The sequence below is a fragment of the Caldalkalibacillus mannanilyticus JCM 10596 genome (assembly GCF_000615945.1).
In the GTDB taxonomy this organism is placed as follows: Bacteria; Bacillota; Bacilli; order Caldalkalibacillales; family JCM-10596; genus Bacillus_AT; species Bacillus_AT mannanilyticus.
Genome location: NZ_BAMO01000006.1, coordinates 49,327 through 61,477, shown reverse-complemented (window position 1 = coordinate 61,477; position 12,151 = coordinate 49,327). Strand labels below are relative to the sequence as shown.

Sequence of the window (12,151 nt, the reverse complement as noted above, 5' to 3'; positions counted from 1 at the left end):
GTTAAATAATTTAATGTTCGGTATTTACTTCTATTTCTTGAGGATGTACACTTGAATGTAGGATAGCTAAGGAGGAAAAGATGAATGTCGGCAAAAATTATTGATGGAAAAGCGATAGCAAGTCAATTTAGAGAGAAAATGAAGGAAGAACTAAAGCAACTTAAATCTCAAGAAATCATACCTGGACTGGCAGTGATAATCATTGGAGAGGACCCTGCTTCGGTTTCTTATGTGAAAGCGAAGATAAGAGCCTGTGAAGAGGTTGGGATCTACTCACGCTGCATTCGCTTGTCAGGCGATACAACAGAACAAGAGTTGCTTCAACATATAGATAAACTAAATCAAGATGTACAGATCCATGGAATTCTGGTGCAGCTTCCACTTCCACTTCATATTTCTGAGAAAGCAGTGATTGACGCAATTTCTCCAGAAAAAGATGTGGATGGTTTTCACCCGATGAGTGTAGGGAATATGTTGATTGGTGACGAGTGCTTTCTCCCATGTACTCCGCATGGCATTGTGAAAATGATTCAACATACTGGAACAGAGCTCGCAGGGAAAAATGTAGTCGTTGTTGGAAGAAGCAATATTGTGGGTAAGCCTGTTTCTATGTTACTGTTGCAGGAAAATGCAACGGTGACGATTTGTCATTCTAAAACGCAGAATTTAGCGGAGCATACAAAAAAAGCGGATATTCTTGTTGTAGCGGTAGGGAAAGCGGGTGTGATTGGACCTGAGCATGTGTCAGAAGGAACGATTGTCATCGATGTAGGTGTTAATCGTAATGCCGAAGGTAAATTAGTCGGAGATGTGCGTTTTGATGAACTCCTTTCTATTGCCAGCCATATTACGCCTGTACCAGGTGGAGTTGGACCTATGACTATAACCATGTTATTATATAATACGATTGAATCAGCCAAAAAACATTTGCCATCAGTGGTTGTTTAGGCTGAAAAGCAAGGAGGGAGCTTTTTTTGAGTCATACAGAGATACTCTCCATAAAAGATCTAACTAATAAGATAAAAAAAAGCATAGAAATGAATCCATTATTTCAAGATGTCTGGGTTAGAGGCGAAATTTCTAACTTTATTCATCATAGTCGAGGGCACATGTACCTCACTTTGAAAGATGAGGCTTCCAAGATCAAAGCGGTTATGTTTGCTGGACATAACCGCTATTTACGGTTTGTCCCTAAAAACGGAATGAAAGTGATCGTTCGCGGTGAAATAGGGGTCTATGAACGAGATGGGCAGTATCAATTATATATTAAAGAAATGCAACCAGATGGAATAGGTGCCTTATTTCAAGCCTACGAGGATTTAAAACGTCGCTTGGAGCTTGAAGGCTGGTTTGACCCCCAGTCAAAAAAGCCAATCCCTCATCTCCCACAAAAAGTAGGAGTGGTTACATCACCGACGGGAGCTGCCATTCGAGATATTCTGATCACAATTAAACGCCGCTTTCCCAGCATGGAGGTAGTCGTTTTTCCTGTTTTGGTGCAGGGGGAATTTGCTGCACAGTCTATCGCCAATGCAATTCGATTAGCTCATCAGGAGCAAGGGGTTGATGTGTTGATTGTCGGACGAGGAGGGGGCTCCATCGAAGAGCTTTGGGCCTTTAACGAAGAAGTGGTCGCTTCAGCTATACGAGAGTCGACCATTCCGATCATCTCAGCAGTAGGGCATGAAACAGATTACACAATCGCTGATTTTGTAGCGGATTTACGCGCACCTACCCCCACTGCTGCTGCTGAGCTGTCTGTTCCCTTGTTTCATGAGCTGCATGAACGTGTCTGTGCAGCCGAGGAGCGAATCAAAAAAGCATTAAAAAGGGTGCAGAAGCAACAAAGAGAGCGTTTAGATCGAATACAGAAGAGATATGGATTTAGATACATACAACAAGTAGTAGAACAAAAAGAGCAAGAATTGGATCATATTCTGATCCAGCTACAACGAAATGCAGAGAGATTCTTACAGCAAAAAGAAAGTCAGTTAGGATACATTAGACATCGCTTACACCGGCTGAATCCTCAGGAAAGAATTGTTTCCAAGAAGAAAGAAGTTCTTCACCTACATGAAAGGCTGAATAGAGAAATACGAAGACAGCTAGAAGAGAAACAAAAGGAGCTTCATTTTATGACAACAACCTTAGATGCTTTAAGTCCGCTGAAAATAATGAATAAAGGATATTCTTTATTATATAATGAAGATAAAAGCCATCTTTACACTTCTGTAAAACAGCTAGAGCCAGGTCAAACAATCAGAGTAACCATGAGGGATGGGGAATTGGATTGTCAAATCTGGGGGATTAAGGAGGAAACGAAGAATGAGTGAAACTGGAGAACACCAATCATTAAGCTTTGAAGAGGCAATGGAAGAACTAGAAGAGATTGTAGACCAGCTGGAGGCGGGACAAGTTCCTCTAGAGGAAGCCATTACGTTGTTTCAAAAAGGAATGAAGCTCTCTAAGGTTTGCCACGACACTCTGGAGCGCGTAGAGAAACAAGTGCAAGTACTGCTTGAAGAGAATGGCGAATTGATTAGGAAGGATTTCCGTATTGAGGAGGAAGCACGTGATTAAACAGATCGACACTTTTTTAAAAGAAAATCAAGCCCATATTGAATCCTATCTTCAGCAATATCTTTCCAATATTGAAGCACCGCCTCAATTGGTCAAAGCAATGGAATATTCTTTGATGGCAGGTGGTAAACGGATACGCCCTGCTTTTGTATTAGCCATTATTGATGCATTAGGAAAGAAGAAGTCTATTGGGTATGGGGCTGCTTGTGCCATTGAAATGATTCATACCTATTCTTTAATTCATGATGATTTACCCGCCATGGATGATGATGATTATCGTAGGGGAAAACTAACGAATCATAAAGTGTTTGGTGAGGCAATGGCTATTCTAGCTGGAGATGCCCTGTTGACCCATGCTTTTTACTTAATCACACATGATTTCCCTACAAAAGAGCATCAAAATCCGGCTGCTATTCAAGTGCAAATGATTCAAGAGCTGTCTAAGTATGCAGGACCTATGGGGATGGTTGGCGGTCAGGTGTTAGATATGCAAGGGGAAAACAATCCAGCACTATCACTTGAGGAGCTATATAAAATCCATCAGCATAAAACAGCCGATTTATTGACTTGCTCTGTCCGCTTCGGTTGTTATTTAGGAGGAGCTTCTTCTAAACAGCTTGATGCCTTAAGTGAATATGCCAAACATATTGGACTTGCCTTTCAGATTCAGGACGATATCTTGGATGAGGTAGGAGATGAACAGAAGCTAGGGAAAAAGGTTGGAAGTGATCGTGATAATGAAAAAACAACGTTTGTTTCATTACTCGGGATTGAACAAGCAACAAAAAAATTAGAGGAGCATGTCGCCCTTTCAAAACAAGCCCTAGATCAAGCACAAGTGAAGGACTCCCTTTTAGTTGAACTTACAGATTTCATGATTCAACGTGATCATTAGTTCTTAGTTCCTAATATTCACATTGAGCCCTTGTCTATTTCATGGTATAATTTCAATACATAATTTGGGTGGTGCAGTATTCTAGTCAACCTACTCTTCCTGAAGACGGGCCTAAAAATCCGTTAAAGGGCACATCGATGAAGTTCCTGGTGTAGGCTTTCGACGCCCAGTCGGGGGTTTATGCTGGGAGTTAAGGTTGTAGGGCGATCCACAATGGCATGTGGGCGTAGACCCTACTTCCGCGGAGGCCCAAGTGCGTGCTCGATGTCAGCGCACAAAGAGTATGGCTTGGGGTATGAACCTGTTGAAGCGGACCTATGGGAGTCTTGCTAACAGCGTAGCCTGCCTTGAGTGGATGTAGAGGGGATAATAGGTAACAGGCGTTAAATTATTTGGCCAAATAATTTAATTGCATTTCTATTTGAAATCTAATCTGCAAAAGAGGCTAAGGAAGGTTAAGGGTTGTTGAGGAAAACTCCTAGACTGTTCTAACGACACTTTATGGGGATTATAGTACGGACTAAGTGGTAATCCAGTCTAGCGCTTGGTGACAACGCTAAAGTGGACGTAAAGGGAAACCGCCAGAGTGGCAACGCTTTGGTGTCTGCTTGGGAAAACCTACTGGACCTAAGCCGTAGTTTTTACTCTTAAAGTGACCATCCAATATTGCTACATAATGCAAAAAGGGGAAAATGATCATAAATATGAAATTCTCTTATAAACATACATTAAGATGGAGTTCACTGATTGCCGTTACCACCCTTGTGTTAGCGGCAATTTTCTCAATCGTTTCTTCTGCTGTATTGAATGGTGTAAGTGTAGCACTCGGGATTATCGTTGTTCTTATGATCATCTTAATAGGGATTGTATTCGATGCCATTGGTATTGCAGCAACAGCAGCGAATGAAGTCCCCTTTCATGCGATGGCTTCAGAGAAGGTGGTTGGAGCAAGAGAGGCGATTCAAATCTGTCGAAATGCAGACCGATTCTCTAGCTTCTGTAATGATGTGATTGGAGACATTAGTGGAATCATTAGTGGAACGGCAAGTGCTGTAGTGGTCCTTCGCTTGGTGTATGAAATGGGTCAAGCGGAAGATTCTATGCTGCACTCGATCATCTTCGTTACATTTGCCAGTCTTGTAGCTGCCTTAACGGTAGGAGGCAAAGCCATTGGCAAGTCTGTTGCCATTTATTATTCTACTGATATTTTATTAATTGTAGGCAAGGTTTTCTACCAATTAGACCATAAATTTCATATAAAAATTTTTAATGGAAAGTCTAAAAACAAAGAAGATAAGCAAAAAAAATGAAAGTGAGGGTAACTATGCACCTCAAAGAAATTACGTGTCCTAGTCAACTAAAAGGTTTGAGTACAACTCAATTAGAGAAGATTGCTGGCGAAATCAGAAGCTTTCTGATTGAAAAGCTAGCTGTTACTGGAGGTCATTTGGCACCTAATTTGGGTGTAGTTGAATTAACCCTTGTTTTACACCAACTGTTTGAATCACCAAAGGATAAATTGATTTGGGATGTGGGACATCAAGCTTATGTTCATAAAATGCTAACAGGTCGCATGGACAAGTTTGATACATTGCGTCAATACAAAGGACTTTGTGGGTTTCCTAAGATGCGTGAAAGTGAACATGATGTCTGGGAAGCGGGACATAGTAGTACCTCCCTTTCAGCCGCGATGGGGATGGCGATTGCGCGCGATCTACGTCAGGAAAAGAATCATGTTATAGCGATTATTGGAGATGGAGCTATGACGGGAGGAATGGCTCTAGAAGCTTAAATCATATCGGGCATGAGAAAAAGAATCTGATCGTTGTTCTTAACGATAATGAAATGTCCATCTCTCCAAATGTGGGAGCGCTTCATAATCATTTGGGTAAATTAAGAACCGCGAAACAATACAAGTGGGCGAAAGAAGAGCTTGAAAGCCTGTTGAAGAAAATTCCAGCTGTAGGGGGTACCTTAGCCAAAACGGCAGAAAGAGTCAAGGATATCCTGAAGTACCTTCTTGTATCAGGAATTTTCTTTGAAGAGTTAGGCTATACTTACCTAGGTCCTATAGATGGGCATAACATAGAAGAATTACAAACCTGTATGAAACAAGCGAAAAAGATTCAAGGTCCCGTATTGCTTCATGTCATCACCAAGAAGGGAAAGGGATACGGACCGGCTGAAGCCGATTCCGATGCTTGGCACGGAGCTAGCCCGTACAAAATCGAATCAGGTGAAATGATTAAAAGTGTAGGGGGACCGCCAGATTATAAAAAAGTATTTGGTAAGGCCTTATTAGACTTGGCTGAGGTGGTTCCTGAAATGGTGGCGGTAACGCCTGCGATGTCCTCTGGATCAGGAATGAATGAGTTTGCTCAGATTTATCCAGAGCGTTTCTTTGACGTAGGGATTGCCGAGCAGCATGCCACAACGATGAGTGGAGGACTTGCGACACAAGGAGCGAAACCGATTTGTACCATTTACTCGACGTTTCTTCAACGAGGGTATGATCAAATCGTGCATGATATCGCTAGACAGAACCTCGATGTGACATTTGCCATTGACCGTGCTGGCTTTGTAGGGGCGGATGGTGAAACTCATCATGGTGTTTATGATATTTCGTTTCTAAGACATTTACCTAATATGAAGATTGCTATGGGTAAGGATGAGAATGAATTTAGAAATCTTCTCTACACCTCTTTAATGATGGAAGGTCCTGTAGCTGTACGCTATCCTAGAGGAACAGGACTAGGCGTACCTATTGATGAGCAATTCCAGCTAATTGAAGAAGGAACCTGGGAAGTCGTTGAAGAAGGAAATCAGCTAGCTATTCTAGCCGTTGGACCGATGGTGCAACTGGCTCAAAAAGCAGCTGAACAGTTATCAAGAGAAGGACTGAAGCCACATATTGTTAATGCTCGTTTTATTAAACCACTAGATCAATCTATGCTGAAAAAAATGGCTGGTCAAGGCTTCAAGTTTTTAACTGTAGAGGAACACGCTCTTGCGGGTGGATTTGGTAGTGCTGTTCTGGAGTTTTTTAACGACCAAGAGATCCCTGTTCAATTAAAGCGAATGGGTGTACAAGATGAATTTATTGAACACGGTAATGTAAATGAGCAAAGAGAAGAAGCAGGTCTTACTGTAGAAAAAATAGTGCATCATGTCAGAGCGATGATCCTTTCCTCTGACAGAAAAGTGAAAAGGGCGTAGTTATGTCTTCAAAAGAGAGAATTGATGCTTTGCTTGTACAACGTGGTTTTTTTGATAGTAGAGAAAAAGCCAAGCGTGCCGTTATGGCAGGTTTGGTTTTTTCAAAATTAGAAAGAATGGATAAACCAGGAACAAAGATCAGTATAGATACCCCTCTAGAGGTCAAGGGCTCTCCACTGAAATATGTCAGTAGAGGTGGCTTAAAATTAGAGAAAGCAATTGAAGCCTTTAACCTAGACTTTAGAGATAAGATCGTTCTAGATATTGGTGCCTCAACAGGCGGTTTTACCGATTGCGCCTTGCAAAATGGAGCAAAAAAAGTATACGCTCTAGATGTAGGCTATGGACAATTAGATTGGAAATTACGTGAAGATGAGCGTGTGATTGTGATGGAGCGTACCAACTTTCGCTATGTAAAGCCTGAAGATCTTGGCTATGGACTTCCGCAGATGGCAACGATTGACGTTTCATTTATTTCTTTGAGTTTAATTCTTCCTCCTTTATTTTCACTTTTAGATACAAATGCTGAAATCATGACATTAGTCAAACCACAATTTGAGGCAGGTCGAGAGCAGGTAGGAAAAAAAGGGGTCGTTAGAGAACCAAGTATCCATAAAGCTGTTTTACAGAAAACGATCGAAACGGCGACAAAGGTTGGATTTCAGTTTAAAGGTTTGGACTTTTCGCCGATTACTGGAGGAGAAGGGAACATAGAGTTCTTATTGCATCTTAGCAATCAAAGCGGACAAGGGGACCAAACCAGCTTCCATCTAGATGAACCAATTGAGGGAATAATCAATGAGAGAGTAGAGGCTGCTCATCAACAATTTAACTCTTAAAATGGGGAAGAGGAGGAGTAGGGAATAATGACCCAAAGACGAATTGGACTTTTTATCAATCGTGGAAAACCAAAAGCCTTAATTGTGGCAAGAGAACTTATTCCTCAGATGGAGAAGAAAGGCTTTAAGGTTTTAGTAGAACCGCGAGTTGCTAACCATATTGGGCGTGAAGATTTGTCAGTTCCTTATGAGCAGTTTCATGAGAATGTAGACATTTTGTTTGCTTTTGGTGGAGATGGAACGATTTTAGGGATTGCCAGAGATTTTGCTCGATATCATATTCCCATCTTGGGAATCAACTTAGGGCATCTGGGTTTTTTATCGGAAGCCGAGCCTGATGATCTTCCGCAACTTATTGAAGCGATTCATGAGGAAAGATACGAAACAGAGAATCGAATGATGCTTGAGGCAGAGCTTATTAGAGAAGGGAAAACAATTGAAAAATGGATTGCCCTTAACGATATTGGAATTGCTAAGGGCTCCTATAGTAGGATGATTACATGTCATGTTTATTTATACAATAAAGTACTAAATACTTTTTTTGGAGACGGTCTTATCATTTCTAGTCCGACAGGCTCTACTGCTTATTCGATGTCAGCAGGCGGGCCTATTGTTGCGCCGAATATGAATGCCATCCTATTAACTCCCGTTTGTTCCCATAGCTTAACAGCCAGACCGATCATTTTGAGTGATCAGGAAGAAATTACAATCGAAGTAAATGCCACTCATCAAGAAATAGGCTTATCTATTGATGGGCAAATCGGTTATCAACTAGAAATTTTAGATAAAATAAAAATAAGACGAGCACCTTACTCAACAAAGCTAATTAAGTGGAAGGATCGGAGCTTCTTTGACGTCATAAAAAACAAATTTCATCAGGGTGAGTAAAGGAAGGGGAAAGCATGAATAAAGCGCAAAGGCATATTAGAATCAGAGAAATCGTAACCAAGAATGAAATCGAAACACAAGATGATTTAGTCGATGTTCTTAGAAATGCCGGGTTTAATGTAACTCAAGCAACGGTTTCAAGAGATATTAAAGAATTGAGCCTGATCAAGGTTCCACTTTCGGATGGCAGATATAAATACTCTCTACCAGCGGATCAGAGATACAATCCGTTACAAAAGCTGAAGAGAGTCCTTGTAGATAGCTTTGTCAGTGTGGATCACACAGAGAACCTAATCGTCATTAGAACACTTCCGGGGAATGCCAATACGGTTGGTGTACTGGTTGATCATTTAGAATGGCCAGAGATCATGGGGAATATAAGTGGAGACGACACGATCTTGATCATTTGTAAAGAGAAAGAGGATACACCTCTCATTGTTCAACGTTTTTTAGATATGCTGTAAAAAATAAAGAAACTGGGTGAGGGAAACCATGCTAATTGAATTATCCATTCGTAATTTTGCTATTATTCCTCAGCTTGACCTCTCATTTCAAGAAGGATTAACTGTTATGACGGGGGAAACGGGAGCAGGTAAATCCATTGTTTTGGATGCGATTTCGTTATTAATTGGTGGAAGATCCTCTATAGATTACATTCGACATGGTGAGAAAAAAGCGGAAATAGAAGGGTTTTTTCAACTCCCTATAGATCACCCAGTCCAAGCCTTATTATATGAGTTAGGTATAGAAATAGAAGAAAATAGCTTAATTCTTCGCAGAGATATCAGCATCCAAGGAAAAAGTATATGCCGGATTAATGGGAAGTTGGTAACGCTTGCGATTTTACGTGAGGTTGGACAAGCTCTTCTGGATATCCATGGGCAACATGAACATCAGCTTTTAATGCATGAGGAAAAGTATCTCTCCTTGTTAGATGGGTATGGGAGGGATGAGATCGAGGTACATAAGAAGGAATATAAGGATCTCTATAGAAAGTACAAAAAAATAACAGATACACTACAGAAGCTGACGGAAAATGAAAAGGAATTAGCCCACCGGCTCGATTTGTTGCGTTTTCAATTAGATGAGATTCAACAGGCGGAGTTAGAAATAGGGGAAGACGAACGGCTTAACCAAGAAAAGAGAAAAATCCGTTATGCTGAAAAGCTGTTTTCAGGTATTTCAAGTTCTTATCAAGCCTTAAGTGGAGATAGTAGAGCCTTAGATTCTCTTACACAGGCAATGAATGCCTTAGAAGAGCTATCTCATATTGATGAGGAGCTAGAACCTGTAACTAAACAAGTGGAGAGTATTTATTTTCAGCTAGAGGAAGTAACCCAGGAATTACGCAAATACCAGCACTATATCGAATTTGAGCCTCAAGAGTTGAATATCATCGAGAGTAGGCTAGTGGAGCTTGAGCAGTTAAAACGAAAGTACGGAAGGGATGTTTCAGCTATTTTGGAATATGCCTCCAAGATCGAAGAAGAATTAGATACCATTGAAAACCGTGAAGAGCGCGTTGATGAATTGAAAAAAGAGCAGCATGAAATCGCCATGGATCTCATTATTGAAGCCCGAAACCTAACTGAGATTCGCCAAGCGGTAGCCCAGAGATTAGTGACTCATATTAAGGAAGAGTTACAGGGATTATTCATGGATCAAACAGAAATTGCCATACACATTCAGCCACTCACTACGGGAGTCGCCGTAGAAGTGAATGCAGAAACACGTTACATAAAACAAGAGGGCTGGGATGATGTCCAAATTTTAATCTCGCCTAATCCAGGGGAGCCTCTGAAGCCAATCTCAAAGATCGCTTCAGGCGGGGAGTTAGCTAGGCTGATGTTGGCTCTTAAATCTGTCTTCTCTCAAGTCGAGTCGGTCACCACGTTGATCTTTGATGAGGTGGATACGGGTGTTAGCGGACGAGTTGCTCAGGCAATGGCAGAAAAGCTTCATACGCTTTCACAGCATCAGCAGGTATTATGTATCTCCCATCATGCTCAAGTAGCAGCAATGTCTGATGTTCATTTGTACATCTCAAAAGAATTTAAAAATAATCAAACCATAACCAATGTTGTCCCTATTTCGGATCAGGAAAGGGTTCAAGAGCTAGCCAGAATGATGAGTGGGGCAGAAATAACCGAGGGTACAGTTAATTTTGCCATGGAACTATTAGAGGCAGCGAGAAGAATGAAAGAAAAATAAGGAAGAGAAGAGGGGAAGCTATCCATAAAAGGGTGGCTTTTTTACTTATTTTTTAGTTATAATTCCGTGTTACGAAGGCAACATTATAGATACAGCAATTTGGAGGTGTAGGTAGGGAAGTAGGAGTGTGATGTCATTGTTCCTGAACAAGCAAAAAGGTATAGGTGCCATATTGATTGTGTTTACCATCCTTGTGATTATGTCAACACCATTTCGAGACTTTGCTTCAATCCCTACAGAAATTAGGGTATTTGAAGGAAAATCTTCGGTTCTAAAGTTTAGTCTGCCTGTTTCGAGTACTGCAACATCAAGCAATCCTGAAGTCGTTCAAGTAGGGCGTTTTGACCAAGATGAATCTGAAGCATCACCAGCCATGAATGTAGAAGCATTACAATCTGGGATCGCCGAACTGCAATTTAAGTTAGGCAGTATTCCACTGAAAAAGATTAAAGTAAATGTATTACCAGATATCAAGGTATATCCTGGTGGACAAACCATAGGTGTTAAATTAAATTCAGCAGGAGCTTTAGTAGTAGGACATCATTTTATTGAAACGGATCAAGGGAAAGTATCACCTGGTGAAGAAGCAAACCTTCGAGTGGGTGATGTCATCCTTAAAATGAACGGAAACAAAATTGAAAAGCTAGATGATATTGGAGATATTGCTAATGAAGCTGGAGAAAACGGTGAAGATATCAAGCTTGAGATTCTCAGGGGAAAAGAAAAAGTAAATATAACCATTCAGCCTAGATATGACAAGAAGGAAGAAAAATATAGGCTTGGTTTATACATCAGAAATTCCGCAGCCGGTGTGGGGACCCTTACCTTTTATCACGAAGAGTCTGGAGCTTATGGGGCTTTAGGTCATGTTATATCTGATGTAGATACCCAGAAGCCGATTCTAGTAGGAGATGGAACGATCGTTAATTCAAGTGTAAGTTCCATTGAGAAAGGGGCACAAGGACAGCCAGGGGAGAAATTTGCTCGACACGAAGATGGCGTTCTGGGAGATATTAAGAAAAATACCCCTTTTGGAATATTTGGACACATGCATCAAAAGCTCAATAATGGAATTTTGGATGAAGCCATCCCTATCGGTTTAAGTGAAGAAATTGAGAAAGGCCCAGCGCACATATTAACGGTGGTAGAAGGACAAAAAGTGGAGAAGTTCGATATCGAAATAACAGAAATTGTGCAACAAAAATTTCCTGCTACAAAAGGGCTTGTCATCAAAGTGACCGATCCTGTTCTCTTAGAGAAAACTGGGGGAATTATTCAAGGGATGAGTGGGAGCCCCATCATCCAGAATGGAAAACTAGTGGGAGCAGTCACCCATGTGTTTGTCAATGATCCCACATCTGGCTACGGATGTTTTATTGAATGGATGTTACAAGATGCAGGAATTGAATTAAAACCTACTGAAAAACCAAAGGCGAGTTAGCTTTTGGTTTTTCATTGTTCATATGTCAAAAAATGATTTTCATGGGTCGAAAAAGGCGGAAGCCCATCGAATTGTCAGAGA

At 41.0% G+C, this 12,151-nt stretch carries 10 protein-coding genes and 1 pseudogene; all 11 read left to right on the top strand.

What is annotated here, in order from left to right; translation table 11 throughout:
* Nucleotides 1-84: 84 nt before the first annotated feature.
* The 11 genes and pseudogenes from folD (at nucleotide 85) to spoIVB (ending at nucleotide 12,070) form a co-directional block, all read left to right on the top strand.
* A complete protein-coding gene (folD, locus tag JCM10596_RS05095) occupies nucleotides 85-948 on the top strand; it encodes a bifunctional methylenetetrahydrofolate dehydrogenase/methenyltetrahydrofolate cyclohydrolase FolD (protein ID WP_025026193.1) in 864 nt (287 codons plus the stop codon).
* A 26-nt stretch (nucleotides 949-974) separates the two neighbouring features.
* Entirely contained in the window at nucleotides 975-2,333 is a 1,359-nt protein-coding gene (gene xseA, locus JCM10596_RS05090) for an exodeoxyribonuclease VII large subunit (RefSeq protein ID WP_025026192.1), read from the top strand.
* Complete coding sequence (gene xseB / locus JCM10596_RS05085; RefSeq protein WP_025026191.1) at nucleotides 2,326-2,580, top strand: exodeoxyribonuclease VII small subunit; 255 nt, start codon at nucleotides 2,326-2,328, stop codon at nucleotides 2,578-2,580. The genes xseA and xseB overlap by 8 nt, the downstream gene beginning before the upstream one ends.
* Complete coding sequence (locus JCM10596_RS05080; RefSeq protein ID WP_234410409.1) at nucleotides 2,573-3,475, top strand: polyprenyl synthetase family protein; 903 nt, start codon at nucleotides 2,573-2,575, stop codon at nucleotides 3,473-3,475. Before xseB ends, JCM10596_RS05080 begins: the two co-directional genes overlap by 8 nt.
* 704 nt (nucleotides 3,476-4,179) lie before the next feature.
* Nucleotides 4,180-4,785: a hypothetical protein gene (locus JCM10596_RS23990; protein WP_034680562.1), complete on the top strand. Its 606-nt coding sequence runs from the start codon at nucleotides 4,180-4,182 to the stop codon at nucleotides 4,783-4,785.
* Nucleotides 4,786-4,799: 14 nt separating this feature from the next.
* Nucleotides 4,800-6,691, top strand: a pseudogene (gene dxs / locus JCM10596_RS23985) (1-deoxy-D-xylulose-5-phosphate synthase).
* 2 nt (nucleotides 6,692-6,693) lie between these two features.
* On the top strand, nucleotides 6,694-7,530 hold the full coding sequence (locus tag JCM10596_RS05065; protein WP_025026189.1) for a TlyA family RNA methyltransferase: 837 nt from the start codon (nucleotides 6,694-6,696) through the stop codon (nucleotides 7,528-7,530).
* Nucleotides 7,531-7,557: 27 nt separating this feature from the next.
* On the top strand, nucleotides 7,558-8,418 hold the full coding sequence (locus JCM10596_RS05060; protein WP_025026188.1) for an NAD(+)/NADH kinase: 861 nt from the start codon (nucleotides 7,558-7,560) through the stop codon (nucleotides 8,416-8,418).
* A 14-nt stretch (nucleotides 8,419-8,432) separates the two neighbouring features.
* Nucleotides 8,433-8,882 (top strand): transcriptional regulator AhrC/ArgR, encoded by a 450-nt coding sequence (gene ahrC / locus JCM10596_RS05055; protein ID WP_025026187.1) that lies wholly within the window; start codon nucleotides 8,433-8,435, stop codon nucleotides 8,880-8,882.
* A 28-nt stretch (nucleotides 8,883-8,910) separates the two neighbouring features.
* Nucleotides 8,911-10,629, top strand: a complete 1,719-nt coding sequence (gene recN / locus JCM10596_RS05050; protein WP_025026186.1) for a DNA repair protein RecN — start codon at nucleotides 8,911-8,913, stop codon at nucleotides 10,627-10,629.
* A 136-nt stretch (nucleotides 10,630-10,765) separates the two neighbouring features.
* Nucleotides 10,766-12,070, top strand: coding sequence for a SpoIVB peptidase (gene spoIVB / locus JCM10596_RS05045; protein WP_025026185.1), 1,305 nt, complete (start codon nucleotides 10,766-10,768; stop codon nucleotides 12,068-12,070).
* The last annotated feature ends 81 nt before the right edge of the window (nucleotides 12,071-12,151 follow it).